Here is a 19,658-nt window from a genome sequence, read left to right on the forward strand (position 1 = left end):
CCGTGCGCAGCACCCAGAGCGTCCTCACCGCCGTCCGCGAGACGGCCCACCGGTACGGCCGGGAGGTCCGCGTCACCGAGGAGATCGGGGACGACCGGACCTCGGCCGGGCTGACAGCAGGGCCGACGGCCGGGTCGGCGCGGGGCGCGGACGGCTTCTTCTCGCACGAGGCGCTCGTCGAGCTGGGCGGTCAACCGGCGGTCGAGGTCTGCCTGTTCAGCCATGACGAGGCGCGGGTCACGGTGGACGGCATCGAGTTCGACGTGCTGCGCGACTCCGTGCCCGCCTTCCTGGCCGCCCTCTGGTCCGGCCTCGCCCACGTGCGGACCCGGGCCTTCCCGCCGTCGACCACCCTGGTCGTCACCGTGCCCGGCGAGCCGACGTACCGGGAGCCCGTCCTGCGGACGCAGCTGACGCCGTGGCTGGCACGCATCGTGCGCTGAGCGCGCCCGACACCCCCCGCGCCGCATCCCGGGCATACCACCCGCGCCGTGGTGTGATCGTAGGTGTCGCCCGCGCCACCGCCCGCCCTCGGAGAAAGGCGCCGCCCGTGCCCTACGACGACCTCCGTGCCTACCTCGACGTTCTCGACCTCGAACAGCAACTCCTGCACGTCACCGACGAGATCGACCCCGAGTGCGATCTCGAAGCCGCCACCGCAGCCGCAGCCGCACTCGGCGATCGGGCGCCCGGCCTCTACTTCGACAACCTGCGCGGACTCGGCGACGCCCAGCTCGCCGTGGGCCTGCACCGGTCCTGGGCCAACCACGCGGTCGCGCTGGGCCTGCCCGCCACCACCCCCGTCCGGTCACAGGTCGCAGAGTTCACCCGCCGCTGGGAGAGCGCGCCCGTACCCGTCGAACGCCGCGCCGACCCGCCCTGGGACGACTACACCTCCGCGGGCCCGGAGGTCGACCTCGGGCTGGTGCTGCCGCTGCTCCGGCTGGACGAAGTCCCGTCCACCGAGCGGGCCTTCGTCACGGTCGACGGTACGAGACTCAGCCTGGCCCGCTTCACCGTCAGGTCCCGCAACCGGCTCAGCCTCGACCGGCCCGTGCACGGCTCGGACGGGCACAGCTCGGACGTGCCCGTCGCGATCACGCTCGGCAACGACCCGATGGTCACCGTCGCCGCCGCCTGCGACCAGGGCTACGAACTGGCCGGGGCCCTGCGCGGCGCACCCTGCCCGGTCGCCGCGGCCCCGCTCACCGGGCTGGACGTGCCCTGGGGCAGCGAGATCGTGCTGGAAGGTGTGATCGAGGCCCGTGCGGGCGGCAGCAGGTCACCCGCAGTCCGCGTCGACCGCATCTCGCACCGGGCCGGGCCCATCACCGAATCGCTCCGCATCGGACCGCCCGGCACCGAGCTCGGCCACCTGACCGGCCCGGCCGCCTGCGGGCGCCTCGGCCGACAGCTGAGGGCCGAGTTCCCCGAGGTCCGGGCGGTCAACGCGCTGTACGGGGAAGGCCGGTTGGCGGTGGTCGCGGTCGCCCGCCGCCACCAGACACTGCCCAAGGAGGTCGCCGCCCGGGTCACCGGCCACGGGCTGGTGATCGTCGTCGACGAGACCGTCGACCCCTTCGATCTCCCCCAGGTCATGCGAGCCCTGGCGACGGACGCGGAGCACGTCGTCGTCGACGCCACCACCCCGGCATCCCGCCCACCCGACACCGCCGACTGGGCGGGGCGCCTGCACGACCTGCTGGCCCGCACCCGCGCCCACGCCTGACAGCCACGCCCTGAGGACGCGCCCGAGGGCGGTGCTACGCCCCCACCTGCCCGTCCACGCCCTCCCGCAGGAAGTCCGCGTGGCCGTTGTGCCGCCCGTACTCCAGGAGCACGTGCACCATCACCATCCGCAGCGAGACGTCCTCGTCCCACCGCGGCTGACGCCCGACCAGGTCGAGGGACTCGGCCGCCAGCTCGATCCGGCGGGAGTGCTCGACCTCGGCCTCCCAGGCGGCGAAGGCCTCGGCCCGGGTCGAGGCGCTCGCGTCGTACGCCGCCTGGAAGTCGATCCGGTCGGACCAGACCATCGGCACGTCGTGGTCCTCGAACACCCGTCGGAACCAGGCCCGTTCCACCTCCGCCATGTGCCGCACCAGGCCCAGCAGCGAGAGCGTCGAGGGCGGCATCGACTGCTGCCGCAGCTCCTCGTCGGTGAGGCCCTCGCACTTCATCGCGAGCGTCGCGCGGTGGTAGTCGAGGAAGGTCCGGAGCGTCTCGCGCTCGCTGCCGATGCTGGGCGGTCCGATGCGATCGTCTGTGGCCACTGTCGTGCTCCTCGTCCAGGTCAGGCTGTTGATCCGGACGCTACTCGCGGTACCGCAGCACACGGGTGACGTGCCGTGATGTGTGGTGTGGATCACGGCGACGGCGGCCGTTCGACGTCAGTGGGGCAGCCGGGCCGCGATCCGGGTGGCCGCGTCGATCAGCTCTCTGGCGTGCTCGCGGACGGGGTGGCCGGAGAGGCGGGTGACGGGCCCGGAGAGGACGACGGCCGCCAGGACCCTGCTGTCGGCGCCCCGGACCGGGGCAGCCACCGAGGCCGTGCCCGGCCCCTCCTCGTCGACGCTCCGGGCCCAACCCTGGCGCCGGACGCAGGACAGCATCCCGGCGTCGAACCTGGCCCCGCGCAGGCCCTCGTGCAGCAGCGCGGGGTCCTCCCAGGCCAGCAGCACCTGGGAGCTCGAACCGGCGCGCAGCGAGAAGGCCGCACCGACCGGCACGGCACTGGCTTCGGCCGACACGTCGGCCGAAGCCAGACAGACCCGCACGGTGCCGCGCCGCCGGTACAGCCGCGCGCTGAGCCCGGTCCGGTCGCGCAGCCGCGCCAGGACGGGGTCGGCCGCCGGGAGCAGCTGCACCTGGCCGGCTTGGACGGCGAGGCTCGCCAGCCGTGCGCCGAGGGCGAACCGGCCGTCCCTGTCGCGGCCGAGCAGGCCGAGGCGTTCCAGGGCGGTGGCGAGCCGGTGGGCCGTCGGCCGGGTGAGGCCGGTGCGGGCGACGAGCGCGGCCAGCGAGGCGGGCTCCGCCGCGACGGCCTCCAGCAGCAGCGAGGTCTTGTCCAGGACCATGACCCCGGACGGCCCGTGTGCCGCGCTCACGAGAGCCGTCCGTCCGGCGTGCGGCGCAGCGGCGGGATCGGTGCGACCGGGACGGGCTGGGCCTGCAGCAGGCCGGTGACGATGTCGATGCCTTCGCGGGTGAGGACGGATTCGGGGTGGAACTGGAGGGTGGCGAAGCCGGGGCCACGCAGGGCGTGGACGTCGCCGGTGGCCGCGTCGTGGGCGACGTCGATGCCGTCCAGGGCCAGCCGGGTGGTGTCGGCGGGGGTGGTGCGGGCGGTGAAGGTGTTGTAGAAGCCGACCGTGCGCGGGGTGCCGAACAGGTCGATCGTCGCCTGGGCGCCCTGGTGGGGGACGGCCTTGCGGGCCAGCGGCAGGCCGAGTTCGGCGGCCAGCAGCTGGTGACTGAGGCAGACCGCGAGCAGCGGGGCCGGGCGGCCTCCGGTACGGGCTGCGCTCAGCGCGTCGGAGACGATCGGCCGCAGCAGCGCCATCTTGGGGTCGGCCAGGTCGGCCGGGTCGCCGGGGCCGGGGCCGAGCACGAGGGGGCCGGGGTGGGTGGCGGCGATCTCGCGCAGGCCCGGGGTGTGGTGGGGCAGGACGTGGACGCGGTGACCGAGGGAGGTCAGGAGGTGGGCGAGCATCGAGGTGAAGGTGTCCTCGGCGTCGATCACCAGGGTGTCCTGGGTGGCGGTGGGGGCTGCCTGCTGCATCCGGAGCCAGAAGGGGGCCAGGCCCGCGCGGCGGGAGTCGAGGGACGCCTGCACGCGGTGGTCGTCGGCGAGTCGGGGGCCCTGGCCGCGTCCGCCCGGCCGGGGGCGCGCGGGGTGGGCGCCGATGGCGGTGAGGACGCCGGCGGCCTTGGCGTGCGTCTCGGCGACCTCGGAGTCGGGGTCGGAGTGGCGGACGAGGGTGGCGCCGGCCCGGACGACGAGGGTGCCGTCGGCGGGGTCGATGTCGGCGGTGCGGATGCAGATGGGTGAGTCGAGCTGCTGGGCTCCGCTGGCGGTGCGGCCGATCAGGGCGAGGGCGCCGGAGTAGTAGCCGCGGCCGGTGGGTTCGTACCGCTTGATGACGCGGGTGGCGTTCTGCAGGGGGCTGCCGGTGACGGTCGCGGCGAACATCGTCTCCCGCAGGACGTCGCGGACGTCGAGGGAGGTGCGGCCGCGCAACTCGTACTCGGTGTGGGCGAGGTGGGACATCTCCTTGAGGCGCGGGCCGAGGACCTGGCCGCCGAGGTCGCCGACGGTGCACATCATCTTCAGTTCCTCGTCGACCACCATGGTGAGCTCCTCCAACTCCTTGGGGTCACGCAGGAAGGCGAGGAGGGAGTCGACGGTGGGGCCGGTGGCGGGGTAGCGGTAGGTACCGGAGATGGGGTTCATCACGACCGTCCCGGCGGACTGGCGGACGTGCACCTCGGGGGAGGCGCCGACCAGCACGCGGTCACCGGTGTGGACCAGGAAGGTCCAGTACGCGCCGCGCTCCTGCTCCAGCAGCCGCCGGAACAGGGTGAGGGCCAACTCGGGTGTGAAGGCGTCGAGTCGGGCCCGGAAGTCACGGCGGATGACGAAGTTCGCGCCTTCGCCGCTGCCGATCTCGTCGCGGATGACGCGGCGGACGATGTCGGCGTACTGCCGGTCGTCGATGTCGAACCCGCCGTCGGAGAGCCGGACCGGCAACTCGGGCAGGGCGGGCAGCAGTTCGGCTACGGGGAGGGTGTGCTGCTCGTGGATGGCGAGGGCCTGGAGCGGGGTGCCGTCGTCGTGGGCGTCGAAGCCGCGTTCGCGGATCTGGCGGTACGGGACGAGGGCGAGCAGGTCGTGCCGGGGGCCGTCCTCGGGGGCGCCCAGGGGGACGGGGAGGTCGGCGAGGGTGTCGTAGTGGCCGACGGTGCCGAGGAGGATCTCGACCGTGTCGGGGGTCAGGCGGGGTGCCCGGCGGTGGAGCAGGGCGAACGCCGGGGCGCCGGGGGCGGTCAGGCGGGCGAGCAGAGCTGCGGGGCTGGTCACAGTCACGGTCCGGGTTCTTTCCAGGAGAGGGAGCGGCTCCGGAGCCCGGCCCTGGGGCGTGCCAGGGCCGGTCTCCGGAGCCGGGGAGCGCAGCGTCAGCCGCCGGCGCAGCGTCAGCCGCCGGCGCGGGGCCCGCCGGGGTGGGCGGCCGCCGTCACGCGCCGGTGATCGACAGCGCGTGGTGGAAGATGTTCTGCGGGTCCCAACGGGCCTTCTGCTGCTGGAGCTTGGGATAGTTGCCCTTGTAGTAGAGGCTCTGCCACGGCACCCCGGAGGTGTTCCAGGCCGGGTCCGAGGTGTCGACGTCCGGGTAGTTGATGTACGCGCCGTCGGTCAGGTCGCCGGGCACCGGCACCCCGCCGGTCGAGGCGTAGACGTCCCGGTAGAGCTCCCTGATCCACTGGGTGTGGACGGCGTCCTGCGCCGGGTCGGTCCAGAGCGTCACGTACATCATGATCAGCGCCGAGTCCCGGTGCGGGAGAGCGGTGGCGTCCGGGGCGACGGCGTTGACCTGGCCGCCGTACGAGGCGATCAGGATGCCGGCGCCGGGATTGAAGTAGTCGGTCCGGGTCAGGTGGTGGTAGATCGCCGCGGCCTGGTCGTCGGTCAGGGTCTTCCGCTGGTAGGCGGACTTGCCCTTGATCCGCCAGGTCGTGGCGCCGTCGGCGAAGCCGCGCCAGCGGGTGGCGAGCAGCCAGGGCAGCCGACGGCGGTCCGTGGTCTGGAAGTTGGCGCCCACGCCGGCGTTGACGGCGGTGAGGAAGCTGTCGAGCAGGGCGTCCGGGTCCGCGATGTCGGCCGAGAGCTGCACGCTCAGGTGCACGTTGCCGCCGGACTTGTGGAACGGGCTGAGGTGGGCGTACAGGTGGTTGTTCGGGCTGCCGGGTGCGTTGTCGGCGGCGAACCAGGAGCTGTAGTTCTTCAGCAGCCGGGTGAACGCCGCCAGGTCGAGGTCGTCCCACGACCAGTTGACGGTGGCGACGAGCATCTCCTTCGGCGGCCTCGGCAGGAGCTTGGTCGGGTCGTAGCTGGTAGCGCCGGGGCTGCGGAACCAGTACCGGGTGACCAGGCCGAAGTTGCCACCACCACCGCCGGTGTGGGCCCACCAGAGGTCACGGTTGGGGTCGGAGGGCTCGCGCGTTGCGACCACCTTGCGGGCCACGCCCGAGGCGCTCACCACGACCACCTCGATGGCGTAGAGGTGGTCGACGGTGAGACCGAACAGCCGGTTGAGCGGGCCGTAGCCGCCGCCCTGGATGTGGCCGCCGACTCCGACGGTCGGGCAGGAACCGCCGGGGACGGTCACGCCCCAGCCCTTGAAGAGCCGCTCGTACACCTCGCCGAGGTTGGCACCCGCCTCGACCACGAAGGCCCGGCGGCTCGAGTCGTAGCTGACGTTCTTCATCCCCGAGAGGTCGATCAGCGTCTTGACCTCCGGGTTGCCCACGAAGTCCTCGAAGCAGTGCCCGCCGCCCCGGACGGCTATCCGCTCGCCGTTCGTCACGGCGGCCTGCACCGCCTGCACGGCCTGGTCGGGCGAGCCGACCAGGCGGATGCGGTCGGGGCTGGCGACGATCCGCTGGTTGGCGCCGCGCGCCAGGTCCCCGTACTGCTCGTCCCCGGGCACGAAGGTGAGCGGCCCGATCGTGCTAGTGGTCGTGGTGGTCGTGCTCGCGGTGGTGCTCGCGTCGGTACCCGCCGCGTCCACCGCGGACGCGAGGCCCGGCACCGCCGCGGCCGTCGCGGCAGCCCCGCCGATCACCGCGCTTCTGCGCAGGAAGCTCCGGCGTGAGGTGTTCGTCATGACTGAATCTCCATCAGATCGCTGCAAAGACAAGGGAGTTGGTTCAGGCAAGGCAGTTGGTTCAGATCTCGCAGACGCCGTCGGCACAGGCGGCGCCCTTGGCGGTTACCACCGGCTGCTTCTGGGCGGCCGCGGCCGTCTCCAGGGCCTTCAGGAAGCCCGCCGCGTCGAGGGCGCCCTGCAACTGCCACTTGCCGTCGATGACGAAGGTCGGCACCGTGGTCACCCCGTCCGTCCGGGCGGCCTGGATCTCCTTGCGGACCTCGGCCGTCCCCTCGTCCGAGGCCAGGAAGGCGAGCGCCCGCTCGCGGTCCAGGCCGACCAGGGCCGCCCGGTCGGCCAGCAGCTCGCGGTCGCCGACGTTGCCGCCGTCGGTGAAGTACGCGGCGAACAACGCCTCCTCCAGCTGCTTGTGCACGGCGGAGCCGTACTCCCGCTGGGCGAACCACAGCAGCCGGTGGCTGTCCAGCGTGTTGACCGCGTAGCCGAGGTCGTTGTGGAAGTCGATGCCGATGACCCGGCCGACCTCGGTGACCTGGTCGCTCATCGCCTGCGCCCGGTCGCCGTACTTCCCGGCCAGCCAGGTGAGCAACGGGACGGGCTGCGCGGGGAGTTCGCCGTCGATCTGGTAGGCGCGCGGGATGATCTCCACCTCGGGCCCGTCGAACTCGGCGAGTGCCTCCTGGAAGTTCCGCTTGCCCACGTAGCACCACGGGCAGGAGATGTCGGAGTAGATCTCGACCTTCATGTCACCTTCCTGGAAATGAGTTGTGGCTGGTCCGCGCCCACCCGCTCCGCACGGCTGACGCCGTAGGACGGACGGGAGTTGACGGTGGCCGGGTCGAACGCGCCGATCTGCGCGTACTGTTCGGAGATCGCCCGCAGCTCTGCCTCGGGGATGACCTCGTGGACGGACGCGAACCCCTCGGGGGCCCGCTCATGGGCCAGGTTGATCACGATCTCCGGCCCCATCTGCCGGTTGCTGGCCTGCAGCCTCGTCATGGCGGGGCGCCGCTCGTGCTCGTAGGCGGCGAGCGCCTCGTCCACGTCCGGGTTCAGGGCGAGGTGGTGGGCCAGCACCCGGGCGTCGACGATCGACTGGGTGGCGCCGTTGGAGCCGGTCGGGTACATCGCGTGCGCGGCGTCGCCCAGCAGCGTCACCCGCCCGAAGGTCCAGCGGGGCAGCGCGTCACGGTCGACCATCGGGTACTCGAACGCCTCGGCGGCGGTGGCCAGCAGCCCGGGGACGTCCAGCCAGTCGAACCGCCAGTCCTCGAAGTACCGGAGGAACTTCTCCGGCTGCACCGGCCGGTTCCAGTCGGCCCGGTCCGCGAGCTCGGACAGGTCCGCGCGCCGGGCGGTGGCCCAGTTCATCAGCACCCGCCCGGAGTCGTCCGGCGGGGACATCGGGTAGATCACCAGCTTCTGCTGGTCGTCACCGGCAATGACCATCGTCGAGCCGTTCAGGAACGGCTCGCTCCAGGTGGTGCCGCGCCAGACGATCAGGCCGTTCCACGGCGGCGGGCCCTCCTGCGGGTGGAGCGCGGCCCGGACGGCGGAGTGGATGCCGTCGGCGCCGACCAGCAGGTCCGCCACGGTGCGGCCCGGCTGCCCCGCCAGGCCGACGGAGACCTTGCCGTCGGGGAGGGCGTCGACGTCGGTGACCCTGCTGCCCGTGACGATGCTCCCCGGGCCCAGCCGGCGGCGCACCGCCTCGGCGAGTACGGCCTGCAGCCGGCCGCGGTGGATCGACAGCTGCGGCCACCGGTACCCGGCGGCGAGCCCGCGCGGCTCGTTCCAGATCACCGAGCCGTAGCGGTTGCACAGGGACAGTTCCCCGGTCGGCACCGAGACGGCGGCCAGCTCCTCGGCCAGGCCGAGCTCCGCCAGCTCGCGGACGGCGTTGGGCAGGATGTTCAGGCCGACGCCCAGCGGGCGCAGCTGCGTCGCCGCCTCGACGATCTGCACGTCCTCGAAGCCCGCGGCGTGCAGGCTGAGCGCCGTGGTGAGGCCGCCGATCCCGGCGCCGGCGATCAGGATCCTCATCGCGGCACCCCGGAGATCTTGCCGCGCTGACGCGGCAGCAGCCCGGCCGCACTGGTCGGGGCACCGGCCGGGACGCTGGTCGGCGCAACGGTCGACGCCGGGGCCCCGGCGTCCGGTGCGGCGGCGCGCCCGCGCGGCTGGGTGAGGGTGAAGTTCTCCCGGGTCAGGTCGAGGATCTCGCGCAGCAGGTCGACGCTGGCGCCGCCGCTGCCCACCGGGTAGAGCCGCAGGTCCGCCTGGTAGGCCTTGCGGGCGATGCCCAGGTGGCGGCCCCGGAAGACCACCACCACCCGCAGCGCGCGGGCCAGCGCCTCCGCACTGGCCCGCAGGGCCACGGGCAGCTCCGCCGAGCCGTCCTGGTACCGGTCGAGGGCCTGGACGAGCCGGGTCACCACCGAGGGCTGCGGCAGCCACTGGTCGTACAGCTCACGCCAGCGCGGCAGGCTGTAGGGGATCGAGTCGGCGAGGAACTCCGCGTACTCCGGTGCGCTGCGGTCGGAGGCCCAGACCGCGAGGTCGACCAGCCAGAGCGGCGCCTGTGCGGCCGCCGGGCCGAGCAGCACGGCGCCGTCGACGGTCACCTCCTCGAAGTACGGACGCAGCGTCCGGGCGAAGAACTCCGGGGAGACGTTGCCGACCACGAGGTCGATGCAGTCGACCATGGCGCCCAGGCCCTCGGCCAGTTCGTCGGCCAGCACGGCGAACAGCGGGTCCGCCGGGTCCGTCACGGAGAGCCGGTCGCAGAGTTCGAGGCTGTCCCGCAGCCGGGGGAAGACCATCCGCACCGACTCCTGCAGGTGCCCCTCCTGCTCGTCCCCGGTGTACATCCGCTGCCGCGCCCCCGGTGGGTTCCAGGTGGTGTAGTGGTGGACGGTGTCCCGGGGCACCAGGTCGGTGCGCACGCCGAGGGTGAGCAGCACGGGCTCGACCTCGGGCACCGCCTCGACCGGCTCGATCCCGTGGCGCTTGAGCGATCCCAGCAGCAGGCCGATGTCGCGCATCGCGGCGAGGGCCTCCGGCAGCGAGTAGCCCGAGGCCTCCGCGAGCCCCGGGGTGAGGCGGCGCAGCACCTCGGTGAGGCCGCGGGTGTCCTCGCGCCGGTTCAGCTCCCTGACGTCGTGGCAGAGCGCGTCGGCGTGCAGCGGGTCGAGCGAGCGGGCGGCCTCGATGGCCAGCGGGTGTGCGAGGTCGACGTGGTCGAGCGAGGGCATGGCGATCTCCATGGTTGGTCCGTGGCACGCGTGGGAGGGCCGGGGCGTCGGGCTGCCGTCAGGGCAGCGGCCGCCGGCCGGGAGAGGGCGGAGTCGGTCCGCGAGCGCAGAGTCGGGTCCGCGAGTGCGGTGGGCCCGTGGGCAGGGCGAGTGGCTCCGGCCGGTGAGGTGGCGTCAGCTCCCCGCGCAGGCCGGCGGTCGGCTCCGTGACAGGGGCGGAAGGGGCCTGGTCAGCCCTCGGAGCCGCTCGGACAGGACGGGGCCAGCCAGTGGCTGGCGGGCTGCCACGGGGTGAGCGGGATCGGCACGTACCGGCCGTCCGGCGCGCACAGGCGCGCCCAGGAGGCCCCTGGCGGCACGCCGTCCAGCAGCACGTCGTCCGGCAGTGCGCGGGCCAGCAGCCCGGCCCAGGCCGTCCGCACCGGGTCGACCAGCTCCCGCACGGCGGCGGGGACGTCGTGGACGACGGCCACCCTGGTCGGGTCGGACTTTCCGGTGAGGTGGCCCTGGAGTGCGCGGGCCATCGCATCGTGGGTCTCCCCCACGACGGCGAGTCTGCTCGCGTGGTGGGTGCGGCGGGCCGCCGCGCTGTGGCAGAGGTCGGCCAGGTCGTGGCCGCGGCCCGCGCCCAGGAGGTGGGTGAGGTAGCGGGCGGCCAGGTCGGCGAGCCCCTGCGGGGTGCGGGCGGTGAACGTGAGCAGCTGCGGCTGTCCCCCGAGCGCGGCAGGGCGCTGAGGTGCGCTCGGGCGCTGCTCCGGCGCGCTGAGCACGAGGTGGACGTTGGTGCCGGAGATGCTCTGCCCGTTCACCGCCGCGATCACCGGGCCCGCGCGCTCGGGCAACGCCTGCAGCCGGGTCGGCACGCTCAGGCGCAGGACGGCCCAGTCGACCTCGGTGCTCGGCCTGCGGTGGTGCAGGCTGGGCGGCACCTGGCCGTGCTCCAGGCAGAGGGCGGCCTTGATCAGCCCGGCGACTCCGGCGGCGGCCTCGGTGTGGCCGATGTTGGTCTTGACCGAGCCGACCAGGCAACCGCTTTCGCGGCCCTCGCTCAACACCTCGCCGAGGGCGGTGAGTTCGACCCGGTCGATACCGGTACCCGTCCCGTGCGCCTCGACGTAGTCGACCTCTCCCGGCCGGACTCCGGCGCTCTCGTAGGCCAGGCGCATCGCTGTGCGCTGGCCGGTGAGCGAGGGGGTTGTGAGGGTGGCGGCGGACTGCCCGTCGTTGCTGACGGCGCTGCCGAGCAGCACGGCGCGGACGTGGTCCCCGTCCGCGAGCGCCCGGCCCAACGGCTTGAGTACGACGACTCCGGCACCCTCCGCGCGGACGAACCCGTCGGCGGCCGCGTCGCCGAACTTGCAGCGTCCGTCCGGCGCGAGCACGCCGGCGCGTCGCAGCATGAGGTCCTGGTGCGGCCCGAGGATCAGGTTGACCCCGGCGGCCAGGGCCAGTTCGGCCTCACCACTGCGCAGGCTCTGACAGGCGAGGTGGACGGCGACCAGGGAGGAGGCCTGGGCGGCGTCCACCGTGACGCACGGGCCGCGCAGATCGAAGGCGTGTCCGAGGCGGCCGGAGGTGAGCGAGCGCTGGTGACTGCCGGTGAAGGCGTCCAGGTCCAGCGCGTCGGCGCCCAGACCGAGTTGGGCCTCCCAGTAGTCGGAGTGCATCTGGCCGACGAAGACGGCCGTCCGGCTGCCCGCGAGCTGCGGGCGGGTCTGCCCGGCGTCCTCCAGGGCCTCCCAGGCGACGGTCAGCAGCAGGCGCTGCTGCGGGTCCATCCGGGCGGCCTCGTGCGGCGGGATGCCGAAGAAGTCGGCGTCGAACTCGTCGATCCGGCTCAGCAGGCCGCGCCTGGCGCCGGGCTCGGCGGCTCTGCCGATGCCGGCCACCGAGCGGTTCAACTCCTCGGTGGAGAAACGTTCCTTGGTTGGTTCGGCGAGCGCGTCGACCCCGTCGCGGAGCAGCTCCCAGAGCTGATCCGGGCCGCGCGCGCCCGGGAAGGCGCACCCTGTTCCGATCACGGCGACCGGCTCTGGCCGGACACCCGTTCTTGCCGTCGAGAGCATTCCTCTCTCTTCCCCCGTGTGGTGTTGCCGACGTGCCACCACCTCACACCGGTGGTGCCGCGCCACCGCCACCCGGCCCCCATGCCGGGTGGCGGCTTCCGTACAAGTCATCGGTGGTGCACGGGAGGTGGCCGGTCGGCTCACCTCCCGTCAGAGCGCGCTCAGGCGGCTGCCGTCGCCCAGTGCTCCCACGGCTGGGCCGCGATCCAGTCCGCCAGCGGCGTGATCCGGATGCCCAGCGTCCGCTCGACCAGGGCCTGGTCCCCGTCCAGCAGCCCGGCCCCGCCGTCGGTGGCCGCGTGGTGGTAGACCCCGGCCACACCCGCAGCGGTGTCCGCGCCGAGGGCCTGGGCCAGCCCGGCCTCGAAGTCGGCGGGCTTCAGGGGCAGGTAGCCGACCTCACGGCCCAGCACCTTGGCGAAGGCCGCGGCGAGCTCGGTGCCGGTGACGGCCTCGCCGCCGAGGTCGACGGTCTGCCCGATCAGGTCCGGGCGCCCCAGTGCGGCGACGGTGGCGGCGGCCAGGTCGCGGTGCCCGAGCCAGGCCACCCGGGCCTCGGCCGGGAGCGGGTAGGCGAGCACCCCGTCGTTCACCAGCGCCGGGCCGGTCCAGGGGCTGAACAGGTTGTCCAGGTACACCGGCGGGCGCAGCACGACCAGCGGGATGCCGCTCTCGCGCAGCACCTGCTCCGCCGCCCGCCGGGTCTCGAACGCCGCGTGCTCGGTGAGGCCCTCCGGGATACGGGTGTTGGCGTTGTACACCACCTGCTCGACACCGGCCTCGAGGGCCGCCGCCGCGATGTTCCGTGCGTACTCGACGACGGTCTTGGTGTCGTAGACCAGGGGCAGCACCACGGAGGCGTGGGTGACCCCCTCGAACGCCTTCCGGACGTCCGCCGGCTGACCGAGGTCGCCGAACAGGACCGTCACACCGGGGAGCTCCACCGGCGGCTGACCGGCCTCCGGCTCCCTGGCGAAACCGCGGACGGTGTGCCCGCCCTCGGCCAGCAGCCGGGCGACCGCACCCCCCTGGAAACCTGCCGCCCCCAGCACCAGATAATTCGGCTGCTTATTTCCGCTCATGTCCGTTATAGCCTTTCCTGCGCTCCGCCGGGCTTACGTCAACAGCATCTCCGGGGAGGTAGGTTGAATCAATTAACAAAACCTTCCCATGCCTTAAGGATGATCCGGATCTTGGTTACCGACGACATGCTCAGCACACTGCTCATGCCACTGCGGTTACGCGGGGTGTTCCGGAGCCGATGGACAGCCGGAGCACCCTGGGCCGTCCACGGCCGGGAGGAGCACTGCGCGGTCATGCACTACGTGATCTCCGGCCAATGCCTGCTCACCCTGGACGACCGCCCCGAGCCCGTCGTGCTGCGCACCGGCGACCTGGCGCTCTTCCCGCACGGCACCGAACACACCCTCTCCGACGCCCCCGGGCGGACGGCCGTCCCGCTCCACGTGGCACTGCCGCAGCGGCCCCCGGGCACCGCCGACGCGGTCCGGATCGGCGGCTCCGGCGAGGAGGTCCAGCTGATGTGCGGCGGGCTGCACTACGCGCCGCTCGGCGAGTCCCCCCTCTACCGCTCGCTCCCGCCGGTGATCGTGGCCACCCGTCAGGACCTCGAACGCGCCCCACTCCTCCGGGACACCCTGAACAGCCTGGTGACCCAGTGCCCGGACTCGGACACCAGCAGCGAGGTGATCACACTCCGGGCGTTCGAGATGGTGCTGCTGCTCGCCCTCCACCTCTCCCTGAACGAGGGCCTGCCGGACTCCACCCCACCGGAGGCCGTCCGCCACCCCGGGATCAGCCGGGCCCTCGCCGCCATGCACGCCGACGTCAGCAGGCCCTGGACCCTGCCGGATCTGGCCCGGGAGGCCGCGATGTCGCGCAGTTCGTTCAGCGAGACCTTCCGCGAACTGCTCGGCGAATCCCCTGCCCGCCACCTGACCAGGCGCCGGATGCAGGAGGCAGCCCGGCTGCTCACCGAGACCACCGAGAGCCAGCACACCATCGCGGCCAAGGTCGGCTACCAGAGCACGGTCGGCCTCCATCTCGCCTTCCGGAAGTGGTTCGACATGCCGCCGGGGGAATACCGCAACAGGCACGTCAGGTAACAGCTCAAACCGGGAAAATCTCAGATGCTGATCCATTCTGCCCACGACTTGTCACCGGCGTAATTCCCCGTTCATGTCCGAAGCGGACAATCCATCGTTATCCGCATTCCACCCCCGGCGGCACCCACGCTGGCGCCCGACGCCCGGCGACATCCACGGCCCGCCTCCCTGGACAAGGTCTCGACCAGTCCGACGCAACAGCACCCCAAAGCTTTGAGGAAGGGTCCCTACTCACTCGTGATTCGAACTCGTAGCCGGAAGGCTGCTCTCGCGCTCACCTGCATCCTGCTGCCCGCCCTGCTGTCCACCGCTTGTGATCACAGCGAGCGTGCTGCCGACACCGCGACGACCCCGGCGTCGGTCGGCGCCTCCACCGGCGGTGCCAAGGCCCAGGGCAAGGAACTGGCCGCCGCAGTTGCCCTCACGCCGGCCGACTGGGGCCGCGAGTACCGGAGTTCCGATCCGGGCGAGGACGCTCAAATCGCCTCCTACCGGCTCGGGGCGGACTGCCGGTACATGTCCGTGCCGTCCCAGCCCGGTCTGATCGGGCAGATGACCCGGTATGTGGAGCTCCCCGACGGCGGGGACGACGCGAAGACTCCCGTATCCGGTTCGACCACCGTCAGTGTCTTCAGCGCCTCCGCGGGCGCCCAGAACTACCTGGACACCGCCAGAGCGGACGGCAAGCGTTGTCCGGACACGCTCGTTCCGGACGGGAGCGTCGCCAACAAGGGTGCCCGCGAGATCTCGTTGAAGGAGACGACCGGATCCGCCGATGCCCTCTACGCCGAAGAGGGCAGGCAGGAGGGCGACGGTGCCGACTCGGCCCCGTACGTCTATCTGGTCGCAGCCAAGGGCGACGTGGTGCTCAGCGTCTTCATCAACGGATTGAACGAGCAGACCGCCACCCAGACCGAGACCCGCGCACAGCAGGCACTCGCCGCCATGCTCGGGAAGCTCAAGACCGCGGGCGGGTAGCGGCGGCCGGCGCTGGATGCCCCATGAAGGATTCGAACCTGCGACACCGGCTCCAGGAGCACAGGAGTGCGCCAACCAGCGTGACCTGCAAGGTTCCTGGACCGGGCGCTCCTCCAACACTCGCCCGTTCGCGACTGCGGTCAGGCGACTCCCAGGGCACCCTCGACCAGGACCAGAAGCCCGGCTCCCACGCAGATCACACCACCGGACAAGAACATCACCCCGCCGATTCGGCGGATGATGCGGTAGTCCTTCCGCTCAGGGAGCTGGCCACCGAAGAGCCTCGACTCACTCTTGAACAGCTGGTAGCCAACCACTACAAACACTGCCGCGAAGGCCGTCATGAACAGGCCCGCTGCGACTGCCGGCGATCGGCTCTGCGTCGCCACGATCGACAGCTGAACCATGATCCCCCCTGCATCGATCGGCATCGTAGCCCTGGGACCCATCAAACCGTGAGCCGCCCGCTCACGACCAGCACTCATCGGGCACGGGAGGACCGAGACCCGGGAACGGCGAAGGCCCAGACCGGAGGGTCAACCCCTCTGGCCTGGGCCTTTCTGCACTTCCTGGCTGTGCCCCATGCAGGATTCGAACCTGCGACACCGGCTTTAGGAGAGCCGTGCTCTATCCCCTGAGCTAATGAGGCGAAGGCTGGGCGCGGCGGGATGGCCGCCTGACCCGATGACAGACTAGCGGATCAGGCCGCCGGAGATCGCGGCTGTTACGGGTACGCCTGCGGGGTCGGCGTGATCATGGGGCTGACCTGCGGATTCGGTGCGGCCAGGAGAGCCGGTGCCGCACCGGGCCACCTCCGACGGTCAAGGCTGCCGAGCTTCGCACCGCCACCCGTTCCGGCGGAGCCCGCACGCGGGGAGTTGACCCCGAGGAGTGACGACACAGGCACTCTCCGTGCGGGTATCCTGGGCTGCTCGCAGACCCACAAGTCGTCGGACACGTAAGTGGTCGGACCATCAGATGCAGGGCCCCAGATGCCTCAGCCGCCCCAGACGCCTCAGATGCCTCAGCTCGGGAAGCTCCGCACCCACGGCGTCTGGTTCGTCCCCGCGCTGGCCGCCCTGCTGCTCGGGCTCCTGCGGATCGGCACGCCGGAGCTGTGGCGGGACGAGATCGCCAGCTGGGGCGCCGCCACCCGTAATCTCGGGCAGCTGTTCGCAATGCTCGGGCACGTCGACGCCAGCAACGGGGCGTACTACCTCGTGCTGCACTTCTGGACGCTGCTGTTCGGGGACTCGGTGCCGAGCCTGCGGCTGCCGTCGGCCCTGGCGATGGCCGGGGCGGCGGCCTTCACCGCGCTGACGGCCCGGAAGCACTTCCGCAGCGACACCGCCGGGGTCTGCGGCGGCCTGCTGCTGGCGGCCGTGCCGAACATCTCCGCGTACGCCCAGGAGGCGCGCGCGTACGCCATGGTCACCTGTGCGGTCGCGGCCGGCACCTGGTGCCTGCTGCGGGCGCTGGAGCGGCCGGGAGCCGACCGCTGGGCCTGGTACGGCCTGTGCACGGCGCTCGGCGGGGCGCTGCACCTGGTCTCGCTCAGCGCGCTGGCCGGGCAGCTGGTGCTGGTCGCGGCAGCCGCCCTGCGGGAACGGCGGTGGCGGTTGCTCCGGCAGTTCCTCGCGTCGGCGGGGCCGGCCGTACTGGTGCTGGTGCCGCTGATGGTGGTGGGCAGCAAGCAGTCGGGGCGTCAGCTGGACTGGATCGCCGCGCCCACGCTGCGGTCGCTGCGGTACTTCGGGCCGGTGCTGTTCGGCGCGCCGGACGTCTGGCGGGCCTTCGAGGTGCTGGCGCTGGCCGCCCTGCTGAGCCCCTGGTGGCGGGCGGCCCTGGGGATGCTGACGCTGGCGGTCCTGCCCGTGGTCGGCGTCTGGGTCGTCTCGCACGGCCCGACCTCGTACTACCTGGACCGGTACGTGCTCTTCACCCTCCCCGCCTGGGCCGCCCTGGCGGGCGGGGGCGTGGCCGCGTTGAGCTGCCTGCCCAGGCTGCTCCCAGGGGCGCGCGAGAAGGCAGGGGGGACGGCGCGGAGGTGGAACCCCGCGCCGCTGTCCGCCTGCGTGGCCGGGGCGCTGGTCGTGCTGGTCGCCCTCCAGGGCGTGCCGGAGCAGCGCCGGCTGCGGTACGTGACCGCGCACTCCGAGACCGACTTCCGGGGCGCCGCCGGGCTGATCGCGGGCGACTACCGCGCCGGGGACGGGATCGTGACCGGGAACTACGCCTGGATGATGATCGGTCCGGGGGTGGCGTACTACCTGCCGTCCACCGTCCGCCCGATCCCGTTCATGATCGGGCAAACGGCCGTTCAGGCGAACGACCTCTACCCGGTCAACTGCCCGGTCCCGGCTGTCTGTATCGGCTCCGAGACCCGCGTCTGGGTCGTTACCATCGGCACCAGTGGCAACCCGTACGAGGATCTCCCCACCGACCAGGCGGCGGCCCTGCGGGCGGTCTTCACCCTGACCGAGGTCCGGCACGTACGCGGGCTGACGGTCTCGCTGCTGGTACGCACGCATCCGTGAACGAGAGGCTCAGACGTGACTGCCCCTGAGGAGACCACCTTCGCCGATCTCGGCAAGGTTCTGGTGATCATCCCGACCTACAACGAGGCGGAGAACGTCGAGCGGATCGTCTCCCGGGTGCGCGCGGCCGTCCCCGAGGTGCACGTCCTGGTCGCCGACGACAACAGCCCCGACGGCACCGGCGACCTCGCCGACAAGATCGCCGCCGACGACGATCACGTCCAGGTCATGCACCGCAAGGGCAAGGAAGGCCTCGGCGCCGCCTACCTCGCGGGTTTCCGCTGGGGCATCGACAACGGCTACGACGTCCTCGTCGAGATGGACGCCGACGGCTCCCACCAGCCCGAGGAACTCCACCGCCTCCTCACCGCCCTGCGCACCGCCGACCTCGTCCAGGGCTCCCGCTGGGTCGACGGCGGCAAGGTCGTCAACTGGCCCAAGTCCCGCCTCCTCATCTCCCGCGGCGGCTCCCTCTACTCCCGCCTCATGCTGAACGTCCCCATCAAGGACGTCACCGGCGGCTACCGCGCCTTCCGCAAGGACACCCTCCTCGGCCTCGGCATGGACGAAGTCGCCTCCGCCGGCTACTGCTTCCAGGTCGACCTCGCCTGGCGCACCGTCAAGACCGGCTACAAGGTCGTCGAAGTCCCCATCACCTTCATCGAACGCGAATTCGGCGCCTCCAAGATGAGCCGCAACATCCTCGTCGAAGCCCTCTTCCGCGTCACCGGCTGGGGCATCACCAGCCGCCTCCACAAGATCACCGGCGGCCGACTCGGCACCAAGTAGCACCAAGCAGCACCAGGTGACCGCCCGGGTGCGGGCGGCCCGAGTGCGGGTGATCATGAGGGTTCCCGCACCCGGAGGTTCGCGTGACAGATTCGCCGCGTCAGGGCAGCCCCGGGCGGTGGGCGAGGACGAAGGTGCGAGCCCGGGGGCTGGCGAGCACCGCACAGGGGTTGCCCGACCGGGTGCCGCTCGTCGGGCGGGCCGTGGGGCAGCTCGTTCGGGTGAATCTGCTGGACTCCGCGACCCGGCTCGCCGCCCAGGCCTTCCTGAGCGCCCTGCCCGCCCTCTTCGTGGTGGCGGTCTTCGCCCCCGCGGCGGTGCGCAACAACGTGGTCGGCTCGCTCCGCGACCAGCTGGGCATCCAGGGCGAGGCGCAGCGGCAGGTGCAGCAGCTGATGGCGGTGGACGACGACGAGGTCGCCCAGGGCTTCGGGGCCCTGGGGGCGCTCGTCACGCTGGTCTCCGCGACGGCGCTCAGCCGGGCGATGCAGCGGGTCTGCGAGCGCTCCTGGGAGCTGCCGAAGACGGGGGTCCGGCTGGCGGCGTGGCGCTGGCTGGCCTGGCTGGCGGTCTGGCTGGTCTTCCTGGTGCTCCAGGGCCCCGTACGGAAGGGCTTCGGCCTGGGGGCCTGGCTGGGCCTGCCGCTGCTGATGCTGCTGGCGACGGCGCTCTGGTGGTGGACGCAGCACCTGCTGCTCGGTGGACGGATCCGCTGGTACCCGCTGCTGCCGGGGGCTGTGCTGTGCGGCGGCGCGGCGGTCGGGATCAGCGTCGCCGGGCAGGTCTACCTGCCGCGGGCAATGACGCAGAGCGTGCTGAAGTTCGGCCCGTACGGGGTGGTGTTCACCGGGCTGAGCTGGCTGATCGTGCTGTTCACCGCCGTGACGGTGGCCATCGCGCTGGGTCGGGTGATCGCGGAGGAGCCGGTGGTCGCACGGCTGATCAGCCGGTTGCAGGAACGGCGAGACAGCGACGGGGGCGCGGGGCAGAGCCCGGCGCCCCCGTCGGGGTGACCAACTGA

17 protein-coding genes and 1 tRNA gene are annotated in these 19,658 nt (G+C 72.4%); 7 read left to right on the top strand and 11 right to left on the bottom strand.

The genetic code is table 11. From position 1 onward, the window contains the following. Positions 1-2 precede the first annotated feature (2 nt). Both ACR68M_RS13120 and ACR68M_RS13125 read left to right on the top strand, forming a co-directional pair. Entirely contained in the window at positions 3-443 is a 441-nt protein-coding gene (locus ACR68M_RS13120; RefSeq protein WP_441250649.1) for a hypothetical protein, read from the top strand. Between the two features lie 107 nt (positions 444-550). Continuing rightward, positions 551-1,729, top strand: a complete 1,179-nt coding sequence (locus ACR68M_RS13125; RefSeq protein WP_441250650.1) for a UbiD family decarboxylase domain-containing protein — start codon at positions 551-553, stop codon at positions 1,727-1,729. 34 nt (positions 1,730-1,763) lie between these two features. Here the strand turns inward: ACR68M_RS13125 and ACR68M_RS13130 are convergent, their stop codons facing one another. The 9 genes from ACR68M_RS13130 to ACR68M_RS13170 form a co-directional block, all read right to left on the bottom strand. After that, entirely contained in the window at positions 1,764-2,273 is a 510-nt protein-coding gene (locus tag ACR68M_RS13130) for a DinB family protein (RefSeq protein ID WP_441250651.1), read from the bottom strand. Between the two features lie 117 nt (positions 2,274-2,390). Continuing rightward, complete coding sequence (locus ACR68M_RS13135; protein ID WP_441251602.1) at positions 2,391-3,077, bottom strand: IclR family transcriptional regulator; 687 nt, start codon at positions 3,075-3,077, stop codon at positions 2,391-2,393. Positions 3,078-3,103: 26 nt separating this feature from the next. Beyond that, on the bottom strand, positions 3,104-5,086 hold the full coding sequence (locus tag ACR68M_RS13140) for an anthranilate synthase family protein (RefSeq protein ID WP_441250652.1): 1,983 nt from the start codon (positions 5,084-5,086) through the stop codon (positions 3,104-3,106). Between the two features lie 148 nt (positions 5,087-5,234). Further along, the gene (locus tag ACR68M_RS13145) at positions 5,235-6,884 is read right to left on the bottom strand and encodes an FAD-binding oxidoreductase (RefSeq protein ID WP_441250653.1); all 1,650 of its coding nucleotides are present in this window, start codon (positions 6,882-6,884) and stop codon (positions 5,235-5,237) included. 61 nt (positions 6,885-6,945) lie between these two features. Further along, positions 6,946-7,632: a DsbA family oxidoreductase gene (locus ACR68M_RS13150; protein WP_441250654.1), complete on the bottom strand. Its 687-nt coding sequence runs from the start codon at positions 7,630-7,632 to the stop codon at positions 6,946-6,948. Then, complete coding sequence (locus ACR68M_RS13155) at positions 7,629-8,930, bottom strand: flavin-dependent oxidoreductase (protein ID WP_441250655.1); 1,302 nt, start codon at positions 8,928-8,930, stop codon at positions 7,629-7,631. The genes ACR68M_RS13150 and ACR68M_RS13155 overlap by 4 nt, the downstream gene beginning before the upstream one ends. After that, entirely contained in the window at positions 8,927-10,153 is a 1,227-nt protein-coding gene (locus ACR68M_RS13160; RefSeq protein ID WP_441250656.1) for a monodechloroaminopyrrolnitrin synthase PrnB family protein, read from the bottom strand. The genes ACR68M_RS13155 and ACR68M_RS13160 overlap by 4 nt, the downstream gene beginning before the upstream one ends. Before the next feature lie 218 nt (positions 10,154-10,371). Further along, a complete protein-coding gene (locus tag ACR68M_RS13165; RefSeq protein WP_441250657.1) occupies positions 10,372-12,162 on the bottom strand; it encodes a beta-ketoacyl synthase N-terminal-like domain-containing protein in 1,791 nt (596 codons plus the stop codon). Between the two features lie 206 nt (positions 12,163-12,368). Continuing rightward, positions 12,369-13,289, bottom strand: a complete 921-nt coding sequence (locus tag ACR68M_RS13170; RefSeq protein ID WP_441250658.1) for an SDR family oxidoreductase — start codon at positions 13,287-13,289, stop codon at positions 12,369-12,371. Positions 13,290-13,433: 144 nt separating this feature from the next. Between ACR68M_RS13170 and ACR68M_RS13175 the strand changes: the two genes are divergently transcribed. Beyond that, positions 13,434-14,333, top strand: a complete 900-nt coding sequence (locus ACR68M_RS13175) for an AraC family transcriptional regulator (RefSeq protein WP_441251603.1) — start codon at positions 13,434-13,436, stop codon at positions 14,331-14,333. 237 nt (positions 14,334-14,570) lie between these two features. Beyond that, complete coding sequence (locus ACR68M_RS13180; RefSeq protein ID WP_441250659.1) at positions 14,571-15,311, top strand: hypothetical protein; 741 nt, start codon at positions 14,571-14,573, stop codon at positions 15,309-15,311. Between the two features lie 140 nt (positions 15,312-15,451). On the opposite strand, the gene ACR68M_RS13185 is transcribed toward ACR68M_RS13180, so the two are convergent. After that, complete coding sequence (locus tag ACR68M_RS13185; protein WP_441250660.1) at positions 15,452-15,718, bottom strand: hypothetical protein; 267 nt, start codon at positions 15,716-15,718, stop codon at positions 15,452-15,454. 169 nt (positions 15,719-15,887) lie between these two features. Beyond that, a tRNA-Arg gene (locus tag ACR68M_RS13190) sits at positions 15,888-15,960 on the bottom strand. 370 nt (positions 15,961-16,330) lie between these two features. On the opposite strand from ACR68M_RS13190, the gene ACR68M_RS13195 reads away from it, so the two are divergent. From ACR68M_RS13195 to ACR68M_RS13205, 3 genes are all read left to right on the top strand, one after another. Continuing rightward, positions 16,331-17,848, top strand: a complete 1,518-nt coding sequence (locus tag ACR68M_RS13195; protein ID WP_441250661.1) for a glycosyltransferase family 39 protein — start codon at positions 16,331-16,333, stop codon at positions 17,846-17,848. Positions 17,849-17,863: 15 nt separating this feature from the next. Beyond that, on the top strand, positions 17,864-18,637 hold the full coding sequence (locus tag ACR68M_RS13200; RefSeq protein WP_441250662.1) for a polyprenol monophosphomannose synthase: 774 nt from the start codon (positions 17,864-17,866) through the stop codon (positions 18,635-18,637). Between the two features lie 83 nt (positions 18,638-18,720). Then, positions 18,721-19,650, top strand: a complete 930-nt coding sequence (locus tag ACR68M_RS13205) for a ribonuclease BN (protein ID WP_441250663.1) — start codon at positions 18,721-18,723, stop codon at positions 19,648-19,650. Positions 19,651-19,658: the final 8 nt, after the last annotated feature.

Origin of the sequence: Kitasatospora sp. McL0602, from assembly GCF_052076145.1 — a bacterium.
Lineage (GTDB): Bacteria > Actinomycetota > Actinomycetes > Streptomycetales > Streptomycetaceae > Kitasatospora.